General features: G+C 35.7%; 12 protein-coding genes, 1 tRNA gene and 1 riboswitch. Of the genes, 4 read left to right on the top strand and 9 right to left on the bottom strand.

The features are described 5' to 3' along the window. Positions 1 to 5: 5 nt before the first annotated feature. The 3 genes from LJY09_RS12005 to LJY09_RS11995 all read right to left on the bottom strand — a co-directional run bounded on the left by LJY09_RS12005 (position 6) and on the right by LJY09_RS11995 (position 3565). Positions 6 to 851 carry a DUF2971 domain-containing protein gene (locus tag LJY09_RS12005; RefSeq protein ID WP_033579026.1) on the bottom strand — a complete coding sequence of 282 codons (846 nt, stop codon included), beginning with the start codon at positions 849 to 851 and terminating at the stop codon, positions 6 to 8. Positions 852 to 985: 134 nt separating this feature from the next. Next, positions 986 to 1618: a hypothetical protein gene (locus LJY09_RS12000; protein WP_098112634.1), complete on the bottom strand. Its 633-nt coding sequence runs from the start codon at positions 1616 to 1618 to the stop codon at positions 986 to 988. 513 nt (positions 1619 to 2131) lie between these two features. After that, the gene (locus LJY09_RS11995) at positions 2132 to 3565 is read right to left on the bottom strand and encodes a MocR-like pyridoxine biosynthesis transcription factor PdxR (RefSeq protein ID WP_047750930.1); all 1434 of its coding nucleotides are present in this window, start codon (positions 3563 to 3565) and stop codon (positions 2132 to 2134) included. A 136-nt stretch (positions 3566 to 3701) separates the two neighbouring features. Here LJY09_RS11995 and LJY09_RS11990 point away from each other — a divergent pair, with 136 nt between their 5' ends. Further along, complete coding sequence (locus LJY09_RS11990) at positions 3702 to 4598, top strand: DMT family transporter (RefSeq protein WP_098112633.1); 897 nt, start codon at positions 3702 to 3704, stop codon at positions 4596 to 4598. A gap of 141 nt (positions 4599 to 4739) precedes the next feature. Here the strand turns inward: LJY09_RS11990 and LJY09_RS11985 are convergent, their stop codons facing one another. Both LJY09_RS11985 and LJY09_RS11980 read right to left on the bottom strand, forming a co-directional pair. Then, positions 4740 to 4970 carry a hypothetical protein gene (locus LJY09_RS11985; RefSeq protein ID WP_228307756.1) on the bottom strand — a complete coding sequence of 77 codons (231 nt, stop codon included), beginning with the start codon at positions 4968 to 4970 and terminating at the stop codon, positions 4740 to 4742. A 181-nt stretch (positions 4971 to 5151) separates the two neighbouring features. Continuing rightward, positions 5152 to 6453 (bottom strand): GH25 family lysozyme, encoded by a 1302-nt coding sequence (locus tag LJY09_RS11980; RefSeq protein WP_154972921.1) that lies wholly within the window; start codon positions 6451 to 6453, stop codon positions 5152 to 5154. 226 nt (positions 6454 to 6679) lie between these two features. On the opposite strand from LJY09_RS11980, the gene LJY09_RS11975 reads away from it, so the two are divergent. Further along, entirely contained in the window at positions 6680 to 7228 is a 549-nt protein-coding gene (locus tag LJY09_RS11975) for an HD domain-containing protein (RefSeq protein WP_098112631.1), read from the top strand. A 106-nt stretch (positions 7229 to 7334) separates the two neighbouring features. Further along, positions 7335 to 7406: transfer RNA gene (locus LJY09_RS11970), tRNA-Ala, on the top strand. Between the two features lie 117 nt (positions 7407 to 7523). On the opposite strand, the gene LJY09_RS11965 is transcribed toward LJY09_RS11970, so the two are convergent. The 4 genes from LJY09_RS11965 to LJY09_RS11950 form a co-directional block, all read right to left on the bottom strand. After that, positions 7524 to 7673 (bottom strand): hypothetical protein, encoded by a 150-nt coding sequence (locus LJY09_RS11965; protein ID WP_167387320.1) that lies wholly within the window; start codon positions 7671 to 7673, stop codon positions 7524 to 7526. 709 nt (positions 7674 to 8382) lie between these two features. Beyond that, positions 8383 to 8925 carry a DUF6143 family protein gene (locus LJY09_RS11960; protein WP_098112630.1) on the bottom strand — a complete coding sequence of 181 codons (543 nt, stop codon included), beginning with the start codon at positions 8923 to 8925 and terminating at the stop codon, positions 8383 to 8385. 275 nt (positions 8926 to 9200) lie between these two features. Next, the gene (locus LJY09_RS11955; protein ID WP_228307755.1) at positions 9201 to 9662 is read right to left on the bottom strand and encodes a hypothetical protein; all 462 of its coding nucleotides are present in this window, start codon (positions 9660 to 9662) and stop codon (positions 9201 to 9203) included. Positions 9663 to 9786: 124 nt separating this feature from the next. Further along, positions 9787 to 10986, bottom strand: coding sequence for a phosphoglycerate dehydrogenase (locus tag LJY09_RS11950; RefSeq protein WP_013057119.1), 1200 nt, complete (start codon positions 10984 to 10986; stop codon positions 9787 to 9789). Between the two features lie 168 nt (positions 10987 to 11154). Continuing rightward, positions 11155 to 11233: riboswitch (ZMP/ZTP riboswitch) on the bottom strand. A gap of 208 nt (positions 11234 to 11441) precedes the next feature. On the opposite strand from LJY09_RS11950, the gene htpG reads away from it, so the two are divergent. Next, on the top strand, positions 11442 to 13319 hold the full coding sequence (htpG, locus tag LJY09_RS11945) for a molecular chaperone HtpG (RefSeq protein WP_098112628.1): 1878 nt from the start codon (positions 11442 to 11444) through the stop codon (positions 13317 to 13319). The last annotated feature ends 15 nt before the right edge of the window (positions 13320 to 13334 follow it).

The following is a 13334-nucleotide window of genomic DNA, read 5'->3' as shown; positions in this document are numbered from 1 at the left end:
AGCATTTAGTAAATATAGTCCTTATACAAGTCAGACTGAATAACCTTTTTATAAGCGAGACCGTGTTTCTTAGTAAGAGCTTTTACCTCATCTACACAGCTTTGAGCGCTTCTTGGCGATACGTAAATATCATTGATAAGCTGATGTAAATTACATGTAAGGAGGTTGCCATGCTCATGAGAAAACTCATACGATCTTTTTTCAAGGATATCCATTCGTTTTTGCCATTGATTTGCGGAAATACCTTGAATTTCGAATAGCTTTTGCAGCTTCCAAGCGTGTATACGACTTGCCACAATAACAAGCCTCAATTCATTTTCATGCTGATAGGATTTGCGCTTGTAAAATAACGTGTCATATACAGAGTGACTGATCATTTCTTTTTGGAAGTCTATGTACTGCACTTTGCCAGAGAAGATTTTATAGCGCAAATCTTTAATACTGCACAATAAATTTTCATAGGTGGTTTTAATAGCTACGCCATCATTCCCCTTTAAATATAGATCCCACATTCCAGCGGCTTCGTAGTCATTGATATGCCAGGATGAAACAGCAGAAAATTCATGGATTTTTCTTATATAGGTTCTAGAGGTACGGTTATGACGTTCGCCTTTTTTTCTTAACTCTTCTATGTTCCACATTGAAGAGCATCCTTCAAGAGGGTCTGAAAATGCATCAGGTTTCGCGAAAAAAAGCGCATTGGTTTCTAGTAAATCTTGAAAATCAGACAGCGGCATAAATCGCCACACCGTCGGATTATTGTGCACCTTATAGCGTTCATCATAATCGTCATAGCTAGATTCGAATCTTTTAGCATATTCGTACGCTTTCTCTCTATAAGCTAAATCCATTGGTTTTCCTCCTCTGAATGCATATTCATACTTGAATTATAGCACTTAATTGTTGTAATTTTCAAAATTATCCACCTGCATTAACTTCTATTATCAGAAAAGAAGACACGCCTCAAAATCTACAGCGTGTCTTCTTATTTAATGAAATGAATGTTTTGCTTAATACTTTCACTTTCTGGCTGATTTAATTCTAATAAATAAATTTCATCCGCTCGAAAATCAGTATTCTTCATTTCTTTTTTTAAGGTACGAATAAAGGCAGCTGAACTTTTTCCATAGGCTTCAAAATAATGAAACGTGTGTACAACAAATAGAATGGATGCTCCACTGTAATCTTTTTTGCTCTTTTTTTGGATGTTTTCTAGCACTTTTTCTATATACTCTTCCACAGAACCTTCCGTCTGGATACGGGGTAGAGCAAAATTTCCTGAATTGACCCTCTGTGCATCTTCAAATTCCAGTTTCCCATCTTTATAAGAAGTAATTTCAATTCGTTTTTCAGTACCATCCGGCTGAAGAATTAATCCGTCGTATCCTTGACTTCCAATAATAAGCTTCAATTTTGAATTCCTCGGACAATAAGAAGATTGGCTGAAACAATAAAGCGGATAAAACTCTTCAAAAAACTTTTTGAAACGCCCTTTTTTGAGTCGAGCTAATTTTATATACTCTTTGTTTTGATGAATCATTTGCTGCGTATGTTCAAAATACTGTTTCATTTCTTCTTGCGTTCTGTACAGATCAAGATCTTTAAATAATTCATCCATCTTTTTCACCTTCAATCCCACCAACTAAAAAAGTCTTCTTACTTAGTAGATACATATTCATAAATGTGTGTGACAATTTTCTTTTTTTAAAGATATAGCTTTTTTAAAACAAAACGTGCACACTTTTCATTTTTTTGCATATCCTGTTATTCGTGCGTTCAATCATGAGCGTACGTTTCAGCCTTTAGTTGTAAAAGATAAACCGTAAAGTTACAGCTGATGGCCGATGATATGCGTCTGCTGATTTCATAAACTATAACAAACAGGAAACTTAACAATAATTGAGGTGTTGGAAATGTTTGATAATGATTACGTAGTTAAAACCATTCACGATTTACATGTAAAACGTACAGAAAGTCAATTAAAAGTTTTATTAACTTATTTTTTCCATAAAAAATAACACGTATTTATAGATGGTAATATATAGTCAGTTGTTACTTGATGTTTTTTATAAGAAGAATAGTTTGATACAAATAAAAAGGAATAGTGGGTAATCCACTATTCCTTTTTTTACTATACTTGCAATTCCCGAATCAGTTCAGCAAGAATTTCAATGCTTCTATCGATATCTGGTAAAGAGGCATAGGCGTAAGAAAGCCGAAGATAACTGCCGGTTTCTTGTGCATAAATACTTCCAGAGTTAAGCAATATCCCTCTTTTTAAAGCACGAGAGTATAAAGATTTCATTGAAATAGAAGGTTGAATATGCACCCATATAAAAAAGCCTCCTTCAGGATTCGTCCATGTTGCTATATCTCCTGCGTATGTTTCCAAAGCATTCAGCATCACTTTTCTTCTTGTTCGCAATTCCGTTCGTACAGTTTCCATATGCTGTTGATATAAGCCATTTTTAAACCATTCTGCTGCTACTCTTTGAGATAATGAGCTAGATCCATAATCTGTTTGCATTTTAATATCCGCCAAACGCTCAATGACTGGTTCTGGGCCGACTATCCATCCGATCCGTAATCCCGGGCTTAGTGTTTTAGAAAGACTGCTAACATATAACACGTGTCCATTTTTATCTAAAGCTTTTAATGGCAGCGGAGGCTGTTTATCTAGCCATAATTCGCGGTATAAATCATCTTCAATAATAGGAAGCTGATGTTCCTCACATTCTTTCAACAAATCGTAACGCCTATTTTGTGACATTAATGTTCCCGTTGGGTTATGGAAACATGGATTTGTATATAAAATAGCTTGCCCTTCTTGAGGGTCGGCGCGTTTTATAGCTGTTACTTTTATTCCTTCCTCATCCATAGCAAGGCCTTTGAGTTTCATTCCGGCTGATTGAAATACATGTAAGGAATATAGATAAGAAGGTTTTTCGAGCAAAACCGAAGAGTTTCTTTGCAGCAGTCCAATTGAAATAAGCTGAAGAGCTTGAAGAGCGCCGGAAACAATTAAAATAGAATCTGGAGAAGATTCAATCCCTATTGTTTTCATATATGCACTTAATTCTTTTCGTAAAGGAAAATACCCCTTTGGTTCTTCGTATCCTAGAACCTCCATATTTTCTGCTACTTTTTCTACGGCGTATTTCATTTTGTTTTTAGGAAATATGTCAGGTGAAAGCTCTCCTTTGCTTAATTGAATAAGGTTTGAGTTAAATTCGGATTCATTAATATCTTGTACCATTGCTTGACTCGGATGATGCATGCCTGATTTCACATGAACATCCCAATCGGGCGGAGTTGTAGCCAAAAGTGTCCACGTATTATTTATAACGATGGTTCCCTTTCCCATCTTACCTTCAATTAAACCGTCCGCTGTTAATTCCTCTAATGCGGTGATGACCGTACTTCGGTTAACATCAAACATAGCAGCAAGCTTTCGCTGACTAGGAATTTTACTTCCAATCGGCCATTCTCCACGCGCAATTTTCTCTTTCATAAAATCAATGATTTGCTTGTATTTTGGATAACTCGAACTGTTCTCTTGATTCATACACGTACTCCTGTTTTTAAAGTGGTTGGGTTAATTGCTTTCAAACTGGTTGAAGACATTTTATCAAATGTTTATTAACATGGGAACCACAATAGATACTGGTTGGATTCAAAATGAAAAATGGAGATGAATAGGTATGAAATTAACGTTTAGTCTGGTGTTCTTACATATACTGATGATTAGCTTATGGGCTTCAGCATTTCCAGTTATTCAAATAGGGCTGGAATCGTTTTCTCCTCAGCACCTCGCTTTTGTTCGGTTAAGTATTGCTTCTGTAGTGCTGTTAGTTATTGCAATAGCCACACGCATGCCCTTGCCTGACATAAAAGATATTCCACTTCTTTTAGCTCTCGGTTTTTTAGGTTTTGCCGTCTATCACACGGCCTTAAACATTGGAGAAAAAACGGTAAGTGCGGGTATTGCGAGTTTACTGATCTCGACTACTCCTATTTTTTCTTCGCTTTTAGCTATTTTTCTTTTTCAGGAGGAGTTCGGAAAAAGAAAATGGATTGGATCTGCAGTAAGCTTTGCGGGTATTGTACTTTTAACCTTCAGCAAAGAGAATTTTGTACACTCAGTTAATGGAATCTTACTGGTTCTGCTAGCTGCCCTTGCAGAAAGCGTCTATATAGTATGTCAAAAAAATTTATTAAAAAAATATGGTTTCCTTTCTTTTGTGACGTACAGTATTTGGGGAGCTGCAATTTCTATGCTTGTTTTTTTACCTGGGTTAGAAACGGAACTTGCGTATATCTCTGTCAGATCAGCAATAAGCGTGATATATTTAGGATTATTTCCAACCGTTATTCCCTATATGGTACTCGCTTATCTGACATCGCGTATAGGTTCTGCTGAGGCTGCCATCTCTCTTTACTTAACTCCTGCGCTGTCCTTTTTCTTAGCGTGGCTGCTTTTAAAAGATATCCCGAGTGCAGCTTCCATTGTTGGAAGCATCATTACGTTATGCGGCGTGTTGCTTACACATAGTAAAAGAGAGAAAGTTCACAATGCAAAGGTAATGCGTAGGGCTTAGGGAATTCTCTTAAATGCTATGTTTTTTATTTATATATTTTATTTAGAACATACTTTAATTTCTTCTTTTTGCAGTTTAATTAATAATTAATATAAAAAAGCGCCTTTCTTTAATGTTTGAAATTTAAAGAAAGGCGCTTTTTTATGTAGTTTCTAATTCTGCTTTTATTTTCCCAGCCACTGCGTGAGTCAGCTGCTGAAGATCGTAAATCTCTTCTCCTGAAAGTACTACGTGTCCGTTTAAAACGTGGTTATGTTTATATGCTCGATACGTCACTTCAATACTTTTTATCGCACGCTCTACTTCATCGTTCACCATAATGTTTTCGTAGTGATAGGACAGTGTTTCAATTCGAATCTGCGTATTTTTCATATTCATTCACCCTCCATGAACTGTTGACTAAAAATATGACTGTTAGAGGTGAACTATACATAGAACCTTTTTTGTTACCACCTACTTTGTTATTTAGAACATATTTTAATTACTTAATTGATGTTTGCTATTCTTATTTTATAAAATCCCAAACCAAAACCCCGCTCTTCGGAGCAGGGTTTTATTGCTTGTAGTACCAACCTTTTTTATCTAAAAACTGCTTAACTTTTACGAAATCAAGTCCAGCTACTGTGAGTTCGGCTGACGGATTACCTATTGCATGTACATTTAATTCACTGTCAATTCCTTCATTCTTTAAGAAAGCACGGAACTCCGTTTCCATGTCTTTACTTAATCCACCTGTTTTAATTGTAACTGGGATAGGTTCTACGTCTTTCATTTGCACAAATCCACCCGGAACAGCCCATGCTGCATACGTATAGCCATATACGCTAAATACCGTATCTTTTTTTATAGTTCTAAAATTTTTTGTTACATTGGCATACTTGTAAACCCCAATATCCTTCTTCGCTTTTACTTGGAAAGAATATTTATCTCCCAGTGAAGTAACCTTAGGTAATGCTTCTTCTATAGGATTGCTTACACCTTTAAGCAATTCCATCATTTTAGCTAATGTTTTCTCATCAGCTTTTCCAGTTGACGTTAATCCATACTTTTCTTGAAAAGCTTTAACAGCTGCAACGGTTTCATTTCCGTATTGGGCATCGGTTCCTTGCTGGGAAAGCTCAAATCCTAATTTAGTTAAGTTTTGCTGCAGTTCTTTTACAGCTAGTCCGCTATCACCTTGCTGCAATTGTGCTGATGGCTGATTATTTTCCACCATCGTCACCCCTGTGTTAATACTATTAAAGAAATCCAGATCCATTTCATTGATATCAACATTGCCTTTAATCCCGTTTACTTTTCCTTGATCTGTATATTGAAACATAGACCATCTATCCCAAATGGCCGTATCACCTGGATTAGTAAATCCCTTGGAACGGTTACTTCCACTGTAACGAGCTATCCATAGCGGATATCTTGCCACGGCGCTTGTAAAATTGGATTTAATAAAACTATACCCGGTGTAAAGAATAGGCGTAATGCTTGTTTTCCTTTCAATATATTCCATCCATCTAACTGCAAAGGCTGTGACCTGCGCTTTTGTTTTTCCTTTATTTTCTTCCAAATCTAAGCAATGAGGCAAATCAACCTTCATGCTGCCTAATTTATTTAAAAAGAAATTAACTTCTGCAATAGGATCATTATCAGCATGAGCAAAGTGATAAAAGCCTACACGTAGACCTGCATTTTTTGCTCCTATATAATTATCATATGATTTTTTATCTAAGAAGGTTGTACCTTCTGTTAATTTAATATACGCGCCTTTTACCCCATCCGACGCCACTTTTGCCCAATTAATTGTTCCGTTGTGATGAGAAACATCAATGACCTTAATATTTTGATTATTACGGTTTTGCATTGTTATCACTCCTTCATACAAACTATGAATAAAAGAGGAAATGGCAACTGATACAGGCCTATTAAATAGATATTAGGCTTTATAAAAAACCGTACAATAAGAAGGGCTTTTGGTAGCCTTACCTTATTATAAGAAATGAATTTGTGCAATTTCATAACGTTAGAAGAGCTATATTCGTTTATACTAATAATATGAAGATATACTGTATAAAAAATGGAGGAATATGATGTCTTTAATAAAAGAAGCACGTAGGTATGCAGAACACGCTCATACCGGCCAAATGCGCAAGCTTTCCGATACACCTTATATTGTTCATCCTATTAACGTAGGTAATATTTTAGAAAAAGCAGGTTTTAGTGAAGAAGTAATTGCAGCAGCTTATCTGCATGATGCTGTAGAAGATACAAGTGTAACACTCGAAGAAATTGTACAAAGATTTGGTTTAGAGGTAGCAGGGATTGTTGAAGCTCATACAGAAAACAAATCAAAAAGCTGGGAAGAACGTAAACAGCATACAATTCAAATTGTGAAAACTGGTTCTCTTGAAGTGAAATCTTTAATTGTAGCAGATAAATTAGACAATTTACGGTCTTTAAAAGAAAGCTACGATCAGCAAGGAGATACGATTTGGAATAGTTTTAAAAGAGGATTCGAAAAACAGAAATGGTACTACGAGTCCATCAGCAAATACGCTGAAAAAGGATTGGAACCAAGCCAAATTCCAAGTTTTTTTAATACGTACAAACAAGAAGTAAATGATTTTTTTAGAAGTTAATATTCATATGAAGAAATTAGAAAACACTGAAAATAACTATTGCGAACGTGCGTCATACGTATTAAAATATAGTAGAGTCAACAGGCAATAAAGACTCTACATAAGCGGGACTGTAGTTCAGTGGGAGAATACTTGTCTGGCAGACAAGGGGTCGTGGGTTCGAATCCCATCAGTTCCATAAAACCAGTCGCATCAAGAGTTTAAAACACTTTAAAACTCTGCCGGATGGAATGGGTGTAATACTATTTCATCTGACCTCTTCATGATTTTCATGAAGAGGTTTTTTATTTTCTTTTTACGATTGATCCTCATGATTTTTATAATTATTCTTTTCACTGCTCCTGCTTACAATTTCTCTAAGTTCGCCCTCGTCGCCTTTTGCATTGATGATTTCAAAAAGCTGATTCAGCCCTTCACTTGTTTCATCGTTTGGTTCTTTGCTCATTCTATCCCCTCCTTTTGCTTTTAGGGTGCCCATCTTTTTCGCATTGTTTCATGTAAAAAGCAATTTATCAATATTAATCGGCCATAAAAGTATACCTTTACGATCCTTGTACGATTACTGGTTGTACAGATATACTCAATCAATCCTTGAAATTTTGCAGCGTTTTATAGGGTTTCTAATACTCATCTATAATGAAATAATCATCACAAACTTCGTTAAAATCGTTCTCTTCTTGGAGATCTCCTTCTTTATCTTTAGATATCTCGGTTTCTTGTGTAAATAGTCTAAAAAGCTTGTTTAACATTGTTTCACCTCGTATCTTTCATTAATACATTCAGTATGATTCATTTATATGAAGCCAGTATGAATTGAAACTTAAGATAATGTGAATGTAGACATGAACGTGAGATGTTAAGCATGCTTATATCCTGGACAAAAAAGTTACTTCATTCTACTTATGTATTATCGCTTTGCTTCTTGAGTCCTCAACTTCTTTAAATGCCGTTCAAATCGCTTGCGTAATCGGAATTATACGTTTGCTTGTTTTTCTTTAGTTATATCTACAATCAAACGAAAAAACGCAAGCTATAAAAAAGAACTTTGGATGCTACTGTAAAGTTCTTTTCATAAACACTTACCGTTTGTTAAGAACTGTATTAAATATGAAATAGCTCATACACTTCTCATACAATCGCTAAGACCTATTCAGTTAACAGTCCTTCTTACGTTTTTTCTCGAACCATCCATATGCAATTTCAGCTTCAATTTCTTTATTTCCTGGAGAAACTAAGAAAATAACGTATGAACCGTTGTTTGGAAAGATAAATTTGCCGTCTTCATCACTTACTAATGTACTTTTCGGCGGAACAACACGGTTAAATACGTTTACCCCTTTAGCAGGAACGCCTTTTACCATTTCTGCAAATTTAATTTTCCCTTTTGGCTTTGAACGTATTGTAGTATTTGCTGGACTCACATTATCTGAAGTTGTTCCTTTTCCAGGGGGGATAGAATTAAACCAAATTTCAGCAGTAAAAGGTTCGTTTGAATAGTTAGTGATAGTAAAAGCATTCACAAATAAATCTACTCCGGAGCCGGAAGGGTTCACTAATCCGCCCGAAGCGTTTCTATTTCCACCAAAACGAATAGGCTCAGTTTGTCCAACAAAATAGTCTCCTTTTAACGATTGATATAAAGGATTAGGTATATTAACGGATTTAATATACGGTTTGCTCGACTCGTAATTTGACATACAATCGTCTCCTTTCTGGACTATATTTTAGGAGTTTTTTCTGTAAATGCTTGGACACATGCATATATAAATATATTTAATCTTTATATAAACGCAAAAAGATAGACCCGGTACTGAGCCTATCTTTTTCTATCGTTTTTACAAAAAATTTCTCCTTGGCCCTTTCCTTACTAATGCCCTCGTCGACTGCTGGTGTATAAACGGATTGTTTTTTTGACTTTATATTGCGATGCTTTTTTAATCCGTCTACTACCCCTTCTTAAAGTAGTAATCACCTATTCTTTTGTAGTCATAAAATGAAGAATCCTTACCTTTTTTTCACAATACTCAATAATTTCATAACAGGTTGTGAGGATATCATGTCTAGACAGTTCTATTTCATCCAATACAAACTTTGAAAGCTGCTTTTGCAGAACCTCCAACTTTTTGCTGTCTTCTTCATCGATCCATAGTCCTTCCGTAATACACACATCTGCTAGTTTGTTAATAGATTGAGCCGTCCAGTTTAAGCCGGCTGAAGAAACGGTTATTGTCAGTAAATCATTTTTTATAGCTAGAATAACTTGACACACATGGGTATAGGCATCAACTTTCTTTTGGATAAATGCTTTGCGAAGCTCTTGCTTGTATTGCTCTTTCGACATCGCTATAGCTACGACAGACGTAATGAATGTTCCTGCCAGCGCGATGAGCGACCCTATCAAAATTCCTATCATTTCTTCTGACAAAACGTTCACCTCTTTAAAGATATTTCTATATGCTATGGGACTGAAGGAAATGATATGAGGATAAATACCATGTAAAAACAGCCCTAACTTAGAAAAGTTAGGGCTGAAACACTAAAATATGATGGTAACCAAATTAGATAATACGACTTGTAATGATTCCTTCAATTTGACCAATTTTTTCTTCTAGCTCAGGCACAATCTCGTCACTTACTTGATTGTCAATATCGATCATTGTATATGCATATTCACCGCGGCTTCTGTTCACCATATCTGCGATGTTTAAATTGTAGTTTGAGAATACTTGCGTAAGCTGTCCTACCATATTCGGTACGTTGTGATGGAAAGCAGCTACGCGTTTTTTCCCAGTGTAAGGTAGAGATGCATTCGGGAAGTTCACTGAATTTTTAACGTTTCCTGTTTCTAAGAAATTTTTCACTTGACGTGCTGCCATTACCGCACAGTTTTCTTCTGATTCTTGAGTTGATGCCCCTAAATGAGGAATTGGCACAACATTTTTCATGTTCAAGACATTTTGATTTGGGAAATCTGTAATATATCGACCAACTTTTCCACTTTCAAGAGCAGCTTTCATATCTTCTTCGTTTACAAGCTCACCGCGTGAGAAGTTCAAAATATGAACATCAGGTTTCATGATGCTAAACGTTTCTTTATTGAAAACACCTTTTGTGTCGTCCGTTAATGGAACGTGAACCGTAATATAGTCAGATGCTGCAAATAGTTCTTCTAGAGACATTGCACGCTGTACGTTGCGAGACAAATTCCAAGCTGTATTAACAGAAATGAATGGATCAAAACCAATTACGTCCATATCTAAATCAAGCGCGTCGTTTGCTACAAGAGCACCAATTGCACCTAAACCAATAACGCCTAATGTTTTACCTTTGATTTCTTTTCCAACAAACTGTTTTTTACCTGCTTCAACTAACTTAGGAATTTGATCACCTTGGCCGTCTAATCCTTTTGTCCATTCAACTCCAGCAAATAAGTTACGAGAAGAAGCCATAATTGTAGTTAAAACCATTTCTTTTACTGCGTTTGCATTAGCTCCTGGCGTATTAAATACAACGATACCTTGCTCTGTGCAAGCGTCCACCGGTATATTATTAACCCCTGCTCCAGCTCGTGCAATAGCTTTTAAATTTTGGTCAAATGCCATGCTGTGCATGTTAAAGCTACGCACGACAATCGCATCTGGATTTTCGCTGTCGTTGTCAATTTGATAACCTTCTTGATTAAAAACATTTAGACCTTTTTGTGCAATGTTGTTTAATGTTTTGATTGTTTGTACTTTTTCTAATGTTAATGTGCTCATTTTGTACTCTCCTCTGATTATCATCGTAGTTTTACATGTTTTTACCTTTGGATAAAGGAACTTCATTTTTAATTTTTTTAAAAGTCTGGTTTTTTAGCCTACATGTCTGATAACTTCTATATCCTCTCCCCCTAAACAGAAAGAGGTAAGAGATATGTATTAATCCCTTACCTCTGCCCAGGCGAACGGCTACGTCACTATATGCTTCCTCACGGTTATCCGCGTTTCGCCAGTCACATATAGTCTTTGAAATTAAGTATATTCTAGCAAACTCTTTCAGAACGTTCAACCTTTTTTTAAAAGTTTGCTTTTTTCAGTCTAATTTTTAATCTCTTTAGTGAATCTCCTAATATATTGACAAATATCCTAATACATGTTAAATAAAAAGAGTGATTAGCACTCTATCCACTCAAGTGCTAATTATTTTATAAGCCCTATTGAAAGGAGAACTTCTTATGTCAAAAAAAGAATTCAAAGCCGAATCAAAGCGATTATTAGAGATGATGATTAATTCCATCTATTCTCAAAAAGAAGTATTTTTGAGAGAACTTCTATCAAATTCAAGCGATGCAATCGATAAAATTTATTACAAAGCCTTAACAGACGACTCCTTGCGTTTTAACAAAGAAAGCTATTACATAAAAGTAATACCAGATAAAACTAACCGTACCTTAACCATTACGGATACTGGGATTGGCATGACGCAAGAAGAGCTTGAAAGTAGCTTGGGCACAATTGCGCGAAGCGGTTCCCTTGCGTTTAAAAATGAAAATGAAACAAAGGACGGACACACGATTATCGGCCAATTCGGCGTTGGGTTTTACGCAGCGTTTATGGTGGCAGATGTCGTAACGGTGATTAGTAAAGCGTTAGGCAGCAATGAAGCCTATAAATGGGAATCTACTGGTGCTGATGGTTATACAATCGAACCTTGCGAAAAAGAAACGGTTGGAACTCAAATCATTTTAAAAATCAAAGAAAATACAGAAGATGAAACATATGATGAGTATCTAGAAGAGTATCGTTTAAAAGAGATCATTAAAAAGTATTCAGACTTTATCCGCTACCCGATTAAAATGGACATAACGGAAAAACGTCCTAAAGAAGGTTCTGATAACGAGCTAGAAGATTATACAGAAGAGCAAGTTATCAACAGTATGGTACCGATCTGGAAGAAAAATAAAAATGAATTGACTTCAGAAGACTATGAGCAATTTTATTCAGAAAAGCGCTACGGGTTTGATAAACCGCTCACTCACCTTCACATTAATGTAGATGGAACGATTCGCTACAATGCTATTTTATTTATTCCAGAAAATAGTCCGTTTGATTACTACTCAAAAGAATTTGAAAAAGGACTTGAACTGTATTCAAACGGCGTATTAATTATGAATAAATGCGCAGATCTTCTTCCAGACTACTTTAGCTTCGTGAAAGGTATGGTAGATTCTGAAGATTTATCTCTTAATATTTCGCGTGAAATCTTACAGCAAGATCGCCAGCTTCAGCTGATTGCCAAAAACATCGGCAAGAAAATCAAAAATGAATTAAAAAGTTTGCTTAAAAACGAACGTGAAAAGTACGAGAAGTTTTATGAATCATTTGGCCGTCAGCTAAAATACGGCGTTTACAGTGACTTTGGCAGCAACAAAGATGTATTAAAAGACCTGCTTTTATTCTATTCTTCTACAGAGAAAAAGCTCGTAACACTAGACGAGTATGTATCACGCATGCCTGAGGATCAAAAGTATATCTATTATGCATCAGGCGAATCGTACAACCGCATTGAAAAGCTTCCTCAAGCAGAATTAGTTGCAGATAAAGGGTACGAAATTCTGTATTTTACAGAAGATATCGATGAATTTGCGATTAAAATGTTAATGACGTACAAAGAAAAAGAATTTAAGTCTGTTTCAAGTAGTGACTTAGGGATTGAAGCAGAAGAAGAACAGCTCAATGAGTCTGAGGAAAAAGAAAATAAAGAGCTATTTGACTATATGAAAAAAGCTTTGGCGGGAAAAGTAGGAGATGTGCGCGCGTCTAAACGTTTAAAAACACACCCCGTTTGCTTATCAGCTGATGGTGAAGTAACGATTGAAATGGAGAAAATTTTAAGTGCTATGCCTGACAATCAGCATGTAAAAGCAGAAAAAGTGTTAGAAATTAACGTAAATCATGATGTATTCGCTTCTTTAAAAGATGCATTTGAAAATGATAAAGGGAAATTAGACCTTTATACAAATTTATTATATAACCAAGCTCTTCTAATTGAAGGCTTATCTATTAGTGATCCCGTGGAATTCACAAACGATATTTGTAAAATTATGATATAAAAATCAGGCGCAGAA

The sequence above is a fragment of the Priestia sp. J2 genome (assembly GCF_020790095.1).
Lineage (GTDB): Bacteria > Bacillota > Bacilli > Bacillales > Bacillaceae_H > Priestia > Priestia zanthoxyli.
Note: the sequence above shows the minus strand (reverse complement) of the source record. Positions and strands in the feature narration are given on the sequence as shown.

Excerpts from the sequence above, each read along its gene's own strand:
- LJY09_RS12005 (WP_033579026.1), bottom strand. The coding sequence starts at position 851 with ATGGATTTAGCTTATAGAGAGAAAGCGTACGAATATGCTAAAAGATTC.
- LJY09_RS12000 (WP_098112634.1), bottom strand. The coding sequence starts at position 1,618 with ATGGATGAATTATTTAAAGATCTTGATCTGTACAGAACGCAAGAAGAA.
- LJY09_RS11995 (WP_047750930.1), bottom strand. The coding sequence starts at position 3,565 with ATGAATCAAGAGAACAGTTCGAGTTATCCAAAATACAAGCAAATCATT.
- LJY09_RS11990 (WP_098112633.1), top strand. The coding sequence starts at position 3,702 with ATGAAATTAACGTTTAGTCTGGTGTTCTTACATATACTGATGATTAGC.
- LJY09_RS11985 (WP_228307756.1), bottom strand. The coding sequence starts at position 4,970 with ATGAAAAATACGCAGATTCGAATTGAAACACTGTCCTATCACTACGAA.
- LJY09_RS11980 (WP_154972921.1), bottom strand. The coding sequence starts at position 6,453 with ATGCAAAACCGTAATAATCAAAATATTAAGGTCATTGATGTTTCTCAT.
- LJY09_RS11975 (WP_098112631.1), top strand. The coding sequence starts at position 6,680 with ATGTCTTTAATAAAAGAAGCACGTAGGTATGCAGAACACGCTCATACC.
- LJY09_RS11965 (WP_167387320.1), bottom strand. The coding sequence starts at position 7,673 with ATGAGCAAAGAACCAAACGATGAAACAAGTGAAGGGCTGAATCAGCTT.
- LJY09_RS11960 (WP_098112630.1), bottom strand. The coding sequence starts at position 8,925 with ATGTCAAATTACGAGTCGAGCAAACCGTATATTAAATCCGTTAATATA.
- LJY09_RS11950 (WP_013057119.1), bottom strand. The coding sequence starts at position 10,986 with ATGAGCACATTAACATTAGAAAAAGTACAAACAATCAAAACATTAAAC.
- htpG (WP_098112628.1), top strand. The coding sequence starts at position 11,442 with ATGTCAAAAAAAGAATTCAAAGCCGAATCAAAGCGATTATTAGAGATG.